The sequence below is a fragment of the Dolomitihabitans soli genome, assembly GCF_022213955.1.
In the GTDB taxonomy this organism is placed as follows: Bacteria; Actinomycetota; Actinomycetes; order Streptosporangiales; family Streptosporangiaceae; genus Streptosporangium_A; species Streptosporangium_A soli.
The window spans coordinates 119609-132777 of sequence record NZ_JAKNTW010000002.1; the positions used below are offsets into that span (position 1 = coordinate 119609).

12 protein-coding genes and 1 tRNA gene are annotated in these 13169 nt (G+C 70.4%); 8 read left to right on the forward strand and 5 right to left on the reverse strand.

Annotated elements, in window-relative coordinates:
* Positions 1–96 precede the first annotated feature (96 nt).
* The 7 genes from MBA17_RS05410 (at position 97) to MBA17_RS05440 (ending at position 8448) form a co-directional block, all read left to right on the forward strand.
* Positions 97–2316 carry a protein kinase domain-containing protein gene (locus MBA17_RS05410; protein ID WP_238495153.1) on the forward strand — a complete coding sequence of 740 codons (2220 nt, stop codon included), beginning with the start codon at positions 97–99 and terminating at the stop codon, positions 2314–2316.
* Between the two features lie 101 nt (positions 2317–2417).
* Positions 2418–4379, forward strand: a complete 1962-nt coding sequence (locus MBA17_RS05415) for a serine/threonine-protein kinase (protein WP_238495154.1) — start codon at positions 2418–2420, stop codon at positions 4377–4379.
* A gap of 29 nt (positions 4380–4408) precedes the next feature.
* Positions 4409–5845, forward strand: coding sequence for a protein kinase family protein (locus MBA17_RS05420; RefSeq protein WP_238495155.1), 1437 nt, complete (start codon positions 4409–4411; stop codon positions 5843–5845).
* A gap of 57 nt (positions 5846–5902) precedes the next feature.
* On the forward strand, positions 5903–7228 hold the full coding sequence (locus tag MBA17_RS05425) for a DUF2510 domain-containing protein (protein ID WP_238495156.1): 1326 nt from the start codon (positions 5903–5905) through the stop codon (positions 7226–7228).
* A 21-nt stretch (positions 7229–7249) separates the two neighbouring features.
* The gene (gene orn / locus MBA17_RS05430) at positions 7250–7846 is read left to right on the forward strand and encodes an oligoribonuclease (protein ID WP_238495157.1); all 597 of its coding nucleotides are present in this window, start codon (positions 7250–7252) and stop codon (positions 7844–7846) included.
* Between the two features lie 66 nt (positions 7847–7912).
* Positions 7913–7988: transfer RNA gene (locus tag MBA17_RS05435), tRNA-His, on the forward strand.
* A 202-nt stretch (positions 7989–8190) separates the two neighbouring features.
* A complete protein-coding gene (locus MBA17_RS05440; protein WP_238495158.1) occupies positions 8191–8448 on the forward strand; it encodes a helix-turn-helix domain-containing protein in 258 nt (85 codons plus the stop codon).
* Between the two features lie 104 nt (positions 8449–8552).
* Here MBA17_RS05440 and lat read toward each other — a convergent pair whose 3' ends face one another.
* The 3 genes from lat to trhA form a co-directional block, all read right to left on the reverse strand.
* A complete protein-coding gene (gene lat / locus MBA17_RS05445; RefSeq protein ID WP_238495159.1) occupies positions 8553–9878 on the reverse strand; it encodes an L-lysine 6-transaminase in 1326 nt (441 codons plus the stop codon).
* Between the two features lie 101 nt (positions 9879–9979).
* A complete protein-coding gene (locus MBA17_RS05450) occupies positions 9980–10561 on the reverse strand; it encodes an HdeD family acid-resistance protein (RefSeq protein WP_238495160.1) in 582 nt (193 codons plus the stop codon).
* 88 nt (positions 10562–10649) lie between these two features.
* A complete protein-coding gene (trhA, locus tag MBA17_RS05455; RefSeq protein WP_238495161.1) occupies positions 10650–11300 on the reverse strand; it encodes a PAQR family membrane homeostasis protein TrhA in 651 nt (216 codons plus the stop codon).
* Positions 11301–11539: 239 nt separating this feature from the next.
* On the opposite strand from trhA, the gene MBA17_RS05460 reads away from it, so the two are divergent.
* Positions 11540–12331 (forward strand): class II aldolase/adducin family protein, encoded by a 792-nt coding sequence (locus tag MBA17_RS05460; RefSeq protein WP_238495162.1) that lies wholly within the window; start codon positions 11540–11542, stop codon positions 12329–12331.
* Positions 12332–12468: 137 nt separating this feature from the next.
* On the opposite strand, the gene MBA17_RS05465 is transcribed toward MBA17_RS05460, so the two are convergent.
* Both MBA17_RS05465 and MBA17_RS05470 read right to left on the reverse strand, forming a co-directional pair.
* Positions 12469–12663 carry a helix-turn-helix transcriptional regulator gene (locus tag MBA17_RS05465; RefSeq protein WP_238495163.1) on the reverse strand — a complete coding sequence of 65 codons (195 nt, stop codon included), beginning with the start codon at positions 12661–12663 and terminating at the stop codon, positions 12469–12471.
* Positions 12660–13154, reverse strand: coding sequence for a hypothetical protein (locus MBA17_RS05470; RefSeq protein ID WP_238495164.1), 495 nt, complete (start codon positions 13152–13154; stop codon positions 12660–12662). Before MBA17_RS05470 ends, MBA17_RS05465 begins: the two co-directional genes overlap by 4 nt.
* Positions 13155–13169 lie beyond the last annotated feature (15 nt).

Consider the following 13169-nt stretch of genomic DNA (forward strand, 5'->3'; position numbering starts at 1 on the left):
TTTCCTATTGATTATGAGGAATGCTGCCAACCGGATGACAGGATTGGACGTCTCAAGGGTCGGAACCCCGTTCCCCCGGCAGGACTGGAGATCGTCATGGCGGCGACCGGTGAGTGGCGCGTGCCCGGCTATACCGAGGTGCGAGGGCTCGGCACGGGAGGGAGCGGCCGCGTCGTGCTGGCCACCCACGACGCGTCGGGCGGCACGGTGGCGATCAAGTATCTGGCCGACGTGCTCAGGGCCGACCCCGCGTTCCTCCAGCGCTTCCAGCAGGAGGCGCGGATGATGGTCGAGCTGACGGATCCCCACGTCGCCCGGCTGTACGAGTACGTCCAGACTCCGCAGGGCGCGGCCATCGTGATGGAGCCGGTGAACGGGGTCTCGCTGCGCGCGCTGCTCCGCGAGAACGGCTCGACGGGGCCCGAGGCGGCGCTGGTCGTGCTCAAGGGCTCGCTGCTCGGGCTCGCGGGAGCGCACCGGCTGGGCCTGGTGCACCGGGACTACAAGCCCGAGAACGTGCTGGTCCAGACCGACGGCGTGAGCAAGCTCGTCGACTTCGGCATCGCGGTGCGCGCGGGCGAGGGCGGGATCGCCGCAGGAACGCCGCCCTACATGGCCCCCGAGCAGTGGGAGGGACGGCCGGCGTCGCCCGCGACCGACGTCTACGCCGCGACGGCCGTGTTCTTCGAGTGCCTGACCGGTCACCGGCCCTACCAGGCGACCGCGCAGATCGTGCTCAGGTTCCAGCACGAACGCGCTCCGGTGCCCGTCGGCGAGGTGCCGGAACCGGTTCGCGAACTGGTGGCCAGAGGACTGGCCAAGGACCCGTTCGCGCGGCCCGAGGGGGCGGCGGCGTTCGTGGCGGAGCTGGAGCGGGTGGCACGCCAGGCGTACGGCGAGGAGTGGGAGGAGCGAGGGCGGCGACGGCTCGCCGCGCTGGTGGCGCTGCTCGCGCTGCTGCTCCCGATCCAGCAGCCGCCGGTCCCCGCCGGCGGCAGCACGCTGTTCCGCACGACACTCGACTCGCTCAGGCGGTCGGCGCGCGGGAACGCCAAGCTGCTCGCGGTGGGCGCCGGCGTGCTGATCGTGGCGGCGGGCGCGACCACCTACGTGCTCGCGGCCGACAGGCCGCCCGCCCAGCGGATCGACATCGTGGCGGCCGCACCGACCGAAACGCCGACCCTGCCCGCTCCCGCGGAGATCCTGCCCCCGGTGGAGACCTCCCCCACGCCCGTCGACCCACCGCCGGGCGGGGAGGACTCCCCCGAGGCGGACCGTCCCACCAGTGAGCAGCGCGCTCCCACCGGCCCGGCCGCCACCCCCAGCCAGACGGACGAGCCCACCGCCGCCACGGCCACGCCCACCCCCAAGACGCCCACCCCCAAGGCCCCCAGAACCACGCCTCCCCGGACCACACCCCGCGTCACCCCGCCCCCCACCTTGAACCCCACCTTGAACCCGCCCACCAGAAGACCACCCACCAGAACGCCGACACCGACACCGACACCCACGCCCACACCGACACCGACGCCCACACCGACGCCGCCGACCACGGTGCGGAACCTGGAGATCACCGGCCTGTCGGTGGACCGCGCCCCCGGCCGTACCCTCCGGGCCGCCTTCTCCCTCACCACCACGGGCACCGCGAGGCTGACCATGCGAGCGGACGTCCTGGCCGCCGGCCGTACGGTCGACAGCAGGCGGTCCACGCTGAGCGGCGACACGTCCTACACCCGGCGGGTGTCCTACACCTTCCCCGAGCGGCCCTGCGGCACCACCGTGGGGATCAGGGTCACCGTCGGAGCGAAGACCGCGACCCGCCAGGTACGGGTGACCTGCCCGCCCAGCGTGCGCTCCGTCGAGGTGCTGCGGGCCGTGGTGGGCCAGTCCGGCGGTGAAGGCGGCGAGACCAGGGGCAGGTCCGCGGCCGCCGCGGCGGGCGAGAGGATCGGCGCGTCCGCGACGGTCCGGGTGATCACCGGCAGCACCGCTCCCGTACGGCTGAGCGTGGCGCTGCGCCTGGGCGGCCAGACCTTCCGGGCGGGGGTCACGCTGTCGGGAGAGACGTCCTACACCACCACGGTCACGCTCGACGCCGGGAAGATCCCGTGTGGGACGGCCTGGCAGGTCACCGCGGCGACCTCGCCCACCGCCGGGAACGGCTCCGACACCTTGACGGGAAGGACCGCGGCCTGCCCCGAACCGACGGAGGAGCCGACGGGGCAACCGACCGAGGAGCCGACGGAGCAACCGACGCGGGAACCGACCGGCAAGCCAGAAGAGTCACCCAAGACGAAGAACCCCGAGATCGGATGATCTACGATACAGATGCGTGATTTATCGGCGGATGTGGCTTCCGCTCATTAAGCTACGTCCGTCTGATACGGGTGGGGGCCCAGGCATAAGGGAGAACGTCTATGTTCGGCATGCCGTCAGCCTGGCAGGTCCCCGGGTTCACCGAGATCCGCGAGCTGGGCTCCGGTGTCTCGGGCCGCGTGGTGATGGCCAGGCACGACACCGACGGCCTGATGGTGGCGATCAAGTATCTGTCCGACGAACTCCGCGAGGACGTGGGGTTCGTGGCCAGGTTCCGCCGCGAGGCACGCTTACTGGAGTCGCTCGACGATCCACAGGTGGCCCGGCTCTACCAGTACGTGGAGTCGGGCGAGGGCGCGGCCATCGTGATGGAGCTGGTGGACGGCGTGGCGCTGCGCGCCCTGCTCCGCACCGAGGGGCCCACCGGGCCTGAGGCCGCGCTGACCATCCTGAAGGGGGCGCTGCTCGGCCTGGCCACGGCGCACGCGGCGGGCGTCGTGCACCGCGACTTCAAGCCCGAGAACATCATGGTCGGCGACGACGGCGCCAGCAAACTCGTCGACTTCGGCATCGCCGTACGCTCCGGCGAGGGCGGGAGCGCCGCGGGGACCCCGCCGTACATGGCGCCGGAGCAGTGGACGGGCGCGCCGGCCGGTCCGGCCACGGACGTGTACGCCGCGACCGTGGTGTTCTTCGAGTGCCTCACCGGCAACCGGCCGTTCCGGTCGCGGAACCTCGCCGCGCTCGCGCACGACCACCAGTCCACGCCGCCGCCCGTCGAGGAGATCCCGCCGCCGCTGCAGTCCTTCGTCGAGCGCGGCCTGGCCAAGCAGCCGGCGGGGCGCCCGCCCACCGCGGCGGCCTTCCTGACCGAGCTGGAGGCCGTGGCCGCGGACGCCTACGGCCCCGACTGGGAACGCAAGGGACGGCGCCGCCTGGCGGCGCTGGCCGGGTTGCTGGCCCTGCAGTTCCCGCTGGCCAACCAGCCGCCCGGCTTCGACACCTCGCTCGCCGAGACCCGGCTCGGCGACAACTCGGGGCACGCCCGGAACACGGGGCGCGCCCGGAACACGGAGCGGGGCGGGAACTTCGGCGCGGACGCCGAGCCGAACCTCGCCGCCGAACTGGCGGACGTCCCGCTGCGCAGGCTCGGCGTGAAGATCGCCGTCGGGGTCGGATGCGTCGCGATGGTGACGGTGGTGGCCATCGCGCTGCTCAACTCCGGCGGCGAGGACCCCGAGCTCAGGGCGCAGACCTCCACGGCCACCCCGACCGTGTCGCTCTCTCCGGCCGAGGAGCCGACCGCCGACCCCACGCCGGAGCCCTCCGAGCCCGTGGCGGAGGAGCCCTCGCCGACACCGACCGCCACGGTGAGCGCGGCCCCCACCACAGCGCTCCCTCCGGTGCCCACCTCGACGCCGACGCCATCCGCCAAGCCGTCCAAGACACCGTCGAAGAAGCCGACCGAGAAGCCCGCCAAGAAGCCGACGCCGAAGCCGACGCCCTCTTCCGAGGCGACCCCCAGCCCGACGCCGGAGCCCTCGATCAGCTACGGCGGGCCCGAGGACCCGAAGCCCCGCCCGACACCCACCCCCACGCCCTCGATCACCAGTCCCCCGCCGCAGCCCCCTCGGCCGTCGCAGCCGACGACCCCGCCCCCCACCCCGACCCAGACGACGCCCACCAAGACGGAGAATCCGCAGGCCACCGGTGAGATCTCGCCCAGCGCGCCGGCCACCCCGACCCTGCCCCAGTCGCCGTCCGAGAACCCATCCGAGAACCCGTCCGAGAGCACGGGAACCGCTCCCCGGATCGACGTCAGACTCTCCCTCGGCGGCCCGGTCACCCGATCCCCGTCCGCGGACGCCGAACCCGGCCACCGGCTCGACGTCGAACTCTCGCTCAGCGGACCTGGCCGGTCCCCGTCCGAGGGCACCGAACCCGCCCCGCGGCTCGACGCCGGACTCTCACTCGGTGAGTTGTCGCTTCTCGGCCTCGTGACGGCGGGCCTGGTTCCGTTCACACTGGCGAGGAAGCAGGGACGGCACCGGAGGCGGCGCTAGATGCTCGGAGTGATCAGGCGAGCGTGCATATGAACGCGCACAGGGGGCGGATCGCCGGGTTCCGGCTGGCCGGACGGGGCAGCCTCGGCGAGGTGGGGACCTGGAGCGATGCCCTGGCCCCGGACGGCTCGCGGGCCGGCGCGCTGCTGTTCGACGAGTTCCTGGTGGCCGTGCCGGGTGCCACCCAGCGGCTGGCCGCGACCGTGGCGGCCGATCGCCGGCTCACCCAGGGCGGGCAGACGGGCCTCCTGCCGATCGTGGACCTGGTGGCCGCGAGCGGCGAGGTCTGGCTGCTCACCGGTCATCCGGCGAGCCCGGCCGTGGCCGATCTGCTGACCGGTACCGGCGGCCCCGCGCCCGATGCGGGAAGCGCGGCCACCGTCCTGGTGGAGTCGGCGCAGACCCTGCTCGCCGTACACGCGGCGGGGCTGGCGCACGGCTCGCTCCAGCCGGGGAACGTCGTGATCGGCGACGACGGCGCGACGTTGCTGGCGGAGCGTGGCCTGAACGACGCGCTGCGCGGCCGTACGCCGGCGCCCGAGCAGGACGTCGCGGCGTGGGCCTCGCTCGCCCGCGCTCTCGCCCCGGGGTGGGCGGGCGCGTCTCCCGCCGCGGCCGAACTGATCGAGCGGGCCGCGACCACCTCGACCACGTACGGCCTCGCCGCGGCCCGCGACCTGCTGGTGGCCGGGCGCGAGCACTTCCCCGACGGGTTCGCCGGACGTGACCGGCTGGTGGCGGCGACCCGCTGGTGGCGGCACGACCAGGGGGCCACGGACGTGGGCCCGACCGCGTACGGCGACCGCGACGAGGGCGAGATCGTCACGTTGCTGCACGTTCCTTCACCCGTCGTGGCCCCGCCCGTTCCTGCTGCCGTGCCTTCGGAGGCGTCCGCGCCCATGCCGGTCTCCGCGTGGGAGACCGACGAGCCGGAGGTCCGGTTCGGTCCCGGTCTGCCCACCGAGAGCACCGCGGAGCAGATCTGGCGGGCCGGGCGGCAGGAGAACACCGTCCACCAGCAGGAGCGGCGGTCGGCGGAACGCGCCGCGTCCAGGAAGCGCCGCCGTACGGCACTGTCCGCGGCGGTCTTCGCGCTGGTCATCGCGGGGGCGGTGCTGGCCTGGCTGCTGCTGGGCGGCAGCGGGCCGACGCTGGCCGTGTCGGGGGTGGACGTCAAGGCGCCGAAGAAGACGCAGGGCTGCGACTCGGCCATCGTGATCACCGGGGTGATCACCACGAACGGGGCGGACGGGCAGGTGCGCTACGAGTGGCGGCGCAGCGACCGCAAGCAGGCCATCCAGCAGACCGAGGCGGTGCGCGCGGGAACCACCTCCTACGAGGTGAACCTGAGATGGACGGTGAAGGGTGAGGGATCCTTCAAGGGAACCGCCACGCTGAGGGTGCTCTCACCGCCGGGTGAGAAGCGGATCCAGGACAAGGCGACCTTCACCTATCGATGTCGGTAGCCGCTGGGATGCCGCCCGCAAATGCACGGCAAAGCGGTTCTTACTACTCTGGCCGCCATGACCACGCAAACCCCCGCCGGCTGGTATCCCGATCCCTACGGATCCCCACAACTCCGTTGGTGGGACGGGAACCAGTGGACCGATGCCACCCACCCGCTGGAGGGCCCTGGCCGGCAGACACCCCAGACCGGGCCGCAGCAGCACCAGCCGGGCCCGCCGACCGGGCCGCAGCACCACCAGCAGATGCCCCAGACCGGCGCTCAGCAATACCAGCAAGGCCCGCCGACAGGGCCGTCCGCCGTTCCCTCCGCCCAGCAGGGCGGCCAGGGCCAGCCTCAGGGCGGCATCGGCGCTCCCCCATCGCAGTACCAGGACGGCGCCGACGCACCTCCGCCGCAGTACCAGGGCGGACCTGACGCACCTCCGCCGCAGTCGCAGGGCGGACCTGACGCGCCGACCGACCGGGTTTCGCAGCAGTACCAGGGCGGACCCGACGTGCCGACCAACCGGATGCCGGGGCAGCCCACCGGTCAGTGGGGCGGCCAGCCGAACTGGCAGGGCGGCACTGCGCAGATGCCGGTGCCCGACTTCGGCCCGCCCGGCGGCCCGCCCAAGCGGACCAACGTCTGGCCGTGGGTCCTCGGCGGCGGCGGCGCGCTGCTCCTGGTGGCCGCGATCATCGTGGGTGTCATCTTCGTGAACCGCGGCGCCGACACCGTCGCGGGCCCGCCGACGCCGGCCCCCACCTCCCCGAGCCAGGGCCCGGAGATCCTGCCCTCGCCGCTCCCGCCCCTGCCCACCGGGCCGTCGGCAGGCCCTGAGCAGGTCCCGCTCCCCCAGCCGCAGGACGGCCGGATCACCGACCCGAAGACCGGCTTCTCCTTCGAGGTCCCCGAGGGCGACGAGTGGAAGGTGCCCGCCGAGGGGCTCAACTCCGCCGACCCCGCGCAGCAGAAGTGGTCCAGCGGGGTGCAGGCGCTCTCCCACGAGAACTACCAGCAGGACAGCGACTGGATCGGCAACATCTACACCGGCGAGTTGCACGAGTCCTTCCCCTACGCCGGCCCCGCGTCCCTCCGCAGCACCACCGCGACGCTCTTCCAGCTGTACGAGAAGGAGTTCTACGCGCTGCCGCACAAGGGCAAGGTCGTGAAGAACGAGGCCATCAAGATCGGCGACAGGGACGCGTGGGTGCTGGAGTTCGAGCTGGACTTCTCGGCGGACGCGGAGAAGAACGGCTGGAAGTGGAAGACGGAACGGGGCGCCATCGTGCTGCTGGACCGTCCAGAAGGGGCCCGTCCGGCTCTGCTCTATATGTCCGTGCCGGACAACCTGGGCACCTCGACCGTCGGTGAGGTGCTCAACTCGCTCAAGGTCTCCTAAGAAGGGCACTACGCTGTCTCTATGAGTGACCTGCTGGTCTGGATCGACTGTGAGATGACCGGGCTCGACCTCGGCCGTGACGCGCTCGTCGAGGTGGCCTGTGTCATCACCGACGGTGAGCTGAACCAGCTGGACGAAGGCGTGGATGTGGTCATCAAGCCTCCGCCCGAAGCGCTGGAGCAGATGTCGGATGTCGTGCGCGAGATGCACACCGCCTCCGGTCTGCTGCCCGAGCTCGGCGGAGGCGTCACGCTGGCCGAGGCCGAGTCCATGGTGCTCGACTACATCCGCACCCATGTGCCCGAGTCCAAGAGGGCGCCGTTGTGCGGCAACTCGATCGCCACCGACCGCGCCTTCATCTCGCGTGACATGCCGACCGTCGACTCCTACCTGCACTACCGCATGATCGACGTGTCCTCGATCAAGGAACTGGTCCGCAGGTGGTATCCGCGGGTCTACTTCGCGGCTCCCGAGAAGCAGGGCGGGCACCGGGCGCTGGCCGACATCACGGAGAGCATCCGCGAGCTGCGCTACTACCGCGCGGCGGTGTTCGTGGCGCAGCCGGGGCCCGACTCCAACACGGCACGCGGGGTGGCGGAGCTGATCATCGGGTCCTGACGCCGGCGGGCGAATCGACTGCGAAAAACCGCTACACTTCTAACGTGCCGCCACGCGGTGGCCATGGTGGGTGTAGCTCAGGTGGCAGAGCGCCAGGTTGTGGTCCTGGATGTCGGGGGTTCAAGTCCCCTCACTCACCCCATGAAAACGGCCGGTCCTTCGGGACCGGCCGTTTCGCGTTGGTGAGCATCCGCTTCGGGTGACACGTCCGTGGGCGACGAATGTTTTTCGCCCTACCTGACCGACTTAGCCCCCAAAGTTTGATATTGGGAGTTATGCTCGCTGTCAACCGATACGCCGGAAGGGCGGGGGCCTCGGCGACTGATCGTGCCACCGGAGGCCGGATGAGAGTCGACGACCCCGCGTACGGAGCCGGAAGCACCGATGTCCGGCTCGCGACGGGACTCAGCAAGCGGGAGACCGAGGTCATGGACCTGATCGCGACCGGTCATTCCAACGGTGAGATCGCCCAGCGCCTGTTCCTCAGCGAGAAGACCGTGAAGAACCACGTCAACCGGATCTACGCCAAGCTCGGCGTGGACTGCCGTGGCACGGCGATCGGCCTGTGGCGCAGCCTCACTCCAGGCGAGAAACCGGTCTGACCTCTTCCCCGATCCGGTTTCCCGATTCGATTTCCCCGATCCGGGCCAAGGGCTGACCGTGCACCGGAACGAGTCCAGCACCCGGTCAGCCCCTGGCCGCGCTGTCATTCCGGCCAGTGGTCGCCCGGTGGAGCGGAGTGCCGGACCAGCGCACCCGCGATGGCGGCCACGCCGTACTCGATCTCGTCGGGTGTGACGGACAGGGCCGGGCGGAGCCTGATCGAGCGCTCGCCGCACGGCAGGACCAGCACCCCGCCGTCCTCGCGGATGCGGGCGACCATCGCGTCACGCACGGCGGCGTCCGGCAGGTCGAAGGCGCACATCAGTCCTCGCCCCCGGGCGGCGGTGACCAGGTCGGGGTGATCGGCCTGGAGCTTGTTGAGCCCGGCGAGGAGCCGTTCGCCGAGGATCCCGGCGTTCTCGATCAGGCCGTCGCGTTCGATGATCTCCAGCATCCGCCGGGAACGGACCATGTCGACCAGGCCGCCGCCCCAGGTGGAGTTGATCCGGCCGCTGACCGTGAAGACGTTGTCCGGCACCTCGTCCACCCTGCGGCCGGCCATGACCCCGCCGACCTGGGCCTTCTTGGCGAAGGCGACGAGGTCGGGGCGCAGGCCGAGTTGCTGGTACGCCCAGGGCGTGCCGGTCAGGCCGACCCCGGTCTGCACCTCGTCCAGCACGAACAGGGCGTCGTTCCGATGGCACAGCTCCTGCATCGCCTGGAGGAACTCCGCCCGCAGATGGTTGTCGCCCCCTTCGCCCTGGATCGGCTCGGCCACGAAGCAGGCGATGTCGTGCGGATGGGCGGCGAACGCCTCCCGCGCCTGGGTGAGCGCGCGCTCCTCCGCCGCCGCCACGCCGCCGGGCTCGTCCTGGTGGAGGTGGATCGCCGGGACCTCGACGCGCGGCCAGCCGAACTTGGGGAATCGGTCGGTCTTGAGCGGCTCGGTGTTGGTCAGCGACAGCGTGTAGCCGCTGCGCCCGTGGAAGGCCCGGGTGAGGTGCAGGACCTGGGTGCCGAGTTCGGGGGATCTGCCGTTGGCCTCGTTGTGCCTGCTCTTCCAGTCGAAGGCGGCCTTGAGCGCGTTCTCCACGGCCAGCGCGCCCCCCTCGACGAAGAACAGATGGGGAAGCTCCGGGTCGCCGAGCACCCGGGAGAAGGTGTCGGCGAAGTCGGCCAGGTGCTCCGTGTAGAGGTCGGAGTTGGCGGGCTTGTTGGCGGCGACCCTGCCGAGCAGGGCCATGAACTCGGGGTCGTCGCCGAAGGGGTTGACCCCCAGCGGCGCCGAGGCGAAGAACGTGTAGAAGTCGAGATAACGGCGGTGGGTCCGGGCGTCGACCAGCCAGGATCCCCCGCTCAGGTCGAGATCGGGTTCGAGGTGGTATCCGTCGATCAGCAGATGGCGGGCGAGCCGGTCACGAAGGTCCATGTCCCCTCCACGTTGAGCTGGACAGTACCCCGATGATTCCCCGCCATCCGCTTAGTTATACGGAAGACTTACGCTCATCATGGACATTTGAGGGAGAATATTCAGACCACCGCCGTTCCGCCCGGCATCCCCGGCGCGTGCCGCCCGGCCGTCCTGCCGCCCAGCTTCCGCACCCGGAAGGCCAGGACCAGCAGCGAGATCCCGTACACCAGAGCCATGGCGCCGATCAGCCACGTCACGGCGAGCGCGCCCGTCGCGGGCCAGACGAAGAGCAGGACTCCGAAGACGACCGCCAGCACTCCGCTGAGGATGAACATCCACTCGCCCTGGATCTCCTTGCGCAGCCGGATCCCCGCGATGATCTCGATGATCCCGATCACCACGGCCCAGATCGCGATCAGCATCAGCAGCGCCAGCGCCGTGATCCCCGGCCAGACCAGCGCGATGATGCCCGCCACGATGCCCAGCACCCCGGCGATGGCCAGCCACCAGCGCGACTCCCCCGGCGTCCCGCCGAAGGCCCCGAACAGCGAGAAGATCCCGTTCACGATCGCGTAGGCGCCGAAGAAGATCACCAGCGCGAAGACCGTGATGCCCGGCCAGACAAGGGCGAAGAGACCAAAGACGATCGCGCAGATCCCCCTGATGAGGATCATCCACCATGTGTCCGCTACCCGACCCATCTCGCCCTCCCTTCCTATGAAGAGGACGTTTCCGGCCACAGGCACGCGGCACACCACGCGTGCGTCAAGACTTGGCCGTGTTTACGGCTCAGGATGAAGAGACGACCATGAATACCGCGACGTACTGGACGACGTAGGCGGCGAGGGTCAGGGCGTGGAAGACCTCGTGGAAACCGAACCAGCGGGGCGAGGGGTCGGGACGGCGCAGGCCGTACACGACGCCGCCGGCGCTGTAGAGGACGCCGCCGACGATGACCAGCACCACCGCGGCGACGCCCGCGCCCGCCACGAGTTGCGGCAGGACGAAGACGGCGGCCCAGCCGAGCGCGATGTAGAGCGCCGTGTAGAGCCAGCGGGGCGCGCCCAGCCACAGGACGCGGAACAGCACGCCCGCGACCGCTCCCGTCCAGATCACGGCGAGCACGGCCACCCTGGCCGGGCCGTCCAGGGCGAGCAGCGCGAACGGGGTGTAGGTGCCCGCGATGATCAGGAAGATGTTGGCGTGGTCGAGCCTGCGCAGCACCTCGGCCGTACGTGGGCCCGGGGTGCCCCGGTGATAGGTCGCGGAGACGCCGAAGAGCAGGGCCGAGGTCACCGCGTAGATCGCGGCGGCCGCCCGCGCCTGCATCGTCTCGCCCATGGTCACCAGCACGAACCCGGCGACCACCGCGATCGGCAGCGCGCCCGCGTGCAACCACCCCCGCAGTCGCGGCTTCACGGCCAACCCGGCGACGCTCATCACAACACCTCCACGTAACCTACGCTAGCGTAGGTTACGCTCCAGTAGGTTGTGATGTTGGTTACCCCTTGGCGGCGCGCCCCGCACCAACGGCATCGCCTCGGGGCCGGTCCTGGCCTCACGGACACCCACCGCCGGGTGGCCGCCGTCCTGGCCTACCTCGGCGCTCCTCCTGGCGGGTCTGCGGACTAACCGTCATAATTACCGAAACCGACGAATATTCCATCAGGAGTTCGCGTATGCCGCTCTCGGACCTCCAGCCCGTGCCCAGGGACCAGCTCCACTTCCCGCTGCCGCCGAAGTTCGAGGACGTCAGGGAGGAACGGCAGCACCGCAAGGAACGGCTCGCCGCGGCGCTGCGCCTGTTCGGCCGCTTCGGCTTCGAGGAGGGCGTCGCCGGGCACATCACGGCCCGCGACCCCGAGCACACCGATCACTTCTGGGTCAACCCGTTCGGCATGAGCTTCAAGCACATCAGGGTCAGCGACCTCATCCTGGTCAACCACGAGGGCGCGGTCGTCGACGGCCGCCACCACGTCAACGAGGCCGCCTTCGCCATCCACTCGATGATCCACCAGGCCCGCCCCGACGCGGTGGCCGCCGCGCACAGCCATTCCGTGTACGGCAAGGCGCTGTCGTCCCTCGGCACCCTGCTGGAACCGCTGACCCAGGACGCGTGCGCGTTCTACGAGGACCACGCCCTGTTCGACGACTACACGGGCGTGGTGCTGGAGACCGAGGAGGGCCGCAGGATCGCCCAGACGCTCGGCTCCGCCAAGGCCGTGATCCTGCGCAACCACGGGCTGCTCACCGTGGGCGACACGGTCGACGCCGCCGCCTGGTGGTTCATCACCATGGAGCGCTCCGCGCAGGCCCAGCTCGCCGCCAAGGCCGCCGGGCAGACGGTCCCGATCTCGCACGAGAACGCCAAGCTCACCCACGGCCAGATCGGCAACGACTTCGTCGGCTGGGTCAACTTCCAGCCGCTGCACGACCAGATCGTCAGAGCCGAACCCGACCTCCTGGACTGATCCCGGCCTCGGAGCCCTGCCACGATTCCGCTCCGCCGTACCATCCGGTGACCGAGTGGGCGACCGCCGAGGAGAGGCCGCGGGCCACACCTTCCAGGCCCCTGGCGGAGCCGGGGAAGCTCCGCCGGGGGCGCACTTCATTGATCGTCGAAAAAGAGCTCTTCGATCTTCAGGTCGAACAGCTTGGCGAGACGGAAGGCGACGGGAAGGCTCGGGTCGAACTTCCCTGTTTCGATCGCGTTGATCGCCTGCCTTGACACGCTGACACGCTGAGCCAGGTCAGCCTGCGTCCAGGCGCGTTCGGCCCGAAGGTCCTTGATGCGGTTCCTCATCGGTATCTGATCTTGCCGACGACGATGGTGATCAAGTAGACGACTCCTAGAAGCACGGGGAAGACTGCGATATCGACGTCGTAGACGACGAGGCCGGCGGCGTCCGCGACGACGTAGGCGAATCCGCCGACCCACCCCACTCCGAGGGCGACCGCCAGCGCATCCTGAATGATCTTCCGTTGAAACTCATCTTGTGCTCGGAGAAAGCGCGCGAAGGCGACGATCCATCCGATGCCGACGACAAGATTGGCGGCAACTGCGGCCCAGCTCGCCACCGGTTGCCGAGAATCCCACAAGAGTCCGGGACCGAACTTGGCCAAGGCAAGGGCCGCCGCCCAAGCGAGCGTCCAGAGTACAAGTCGAACGGCTGTCTCGATCGAGTTCCGATAGGCCCCGGTCTCGTTGTGTGCTTGCACGAGCTGCCCTTCCTGCGGCGAGAAGTCAAGTACACCTGACACGGTAAAAGGCACCCCCGGCGATGTCAAGTTCACCTGACAATGGCGCTG

Coding starts and splice junctions, on each gene's coding strand:
- MBA17_RS05465 (WP_238495163.1), bottom strand. CDS start 12,663: ATGAGGAACCGCATCAAGGACCTTCGGGCCGAACGCGCCTGGACGCAG.
- MBA17_RS05460 (WP_238495162.1), top strand. CDS start 11,540: ATGCCGCTCTCGGACCTCCAGCCCGTGCCCAGGGACCAGCTCCACTTC.
- trhA (WP_238495161.1), bottom strand. CDS start 11,300: ATGAGCGTCGCCGGGTTGGCCGTGAAGCCGCGACTGCGGGGGTGGTTG.
- orn (WP_238495157.1), top strand. CDS start 7,250: ATGAGTGACCTGCTGGTCTGGATCGACTGTGAGATGACCGGGCTCGAC.
- MBA17_RS05440 (WP_238495158.1), top strand. CDS start 8,191: ATGAGAGTCGACGACCCCGCGTACGGAGCCGGAAGCACCGATGTCCGG.
- MBA17_RS05415 (WP_238495154.1), top strand. CDS start 2,418: ATGTTCGGCATGCCGTCAGCCTGGCAGGTCCCCGGGTTCACCGAGATC.
- MBA17_RS05450 (WP_238495160.1), bottom strand. CDS start 10,561: ATGGGTCGGGTAGCGGACACATGGTGGATGATCCTCATCAGGGGGATC.
- lat (WP_238495159.1), bottom strand. CDS start 9,878: ATGGACCTTCGTGACCGGCTCGCCCGCCATCTGCTGATCGACGGATAC.
- MBA17_RS05420 (WP_238495155.1), top strand. CDS start 4,409: ATGAACGCGCACAGGGGGCGGATCGCCGGGTTCCGGCTGGCCGGACGG.
- MBA17_RS05425 (WP_238495156.1), top strand. CDS start 5,903: ATGACCACGCAAACCCCCGCCGGCTGGTATCCCGATCCCTACGGATCC.
- MBA17_RS05410 (WP_238495153.1), top strand. CDS start 97: ATGGCGGCGACCGGTGAGTGGCGCGTGCCCGGCTATACCGAGGTGCGA.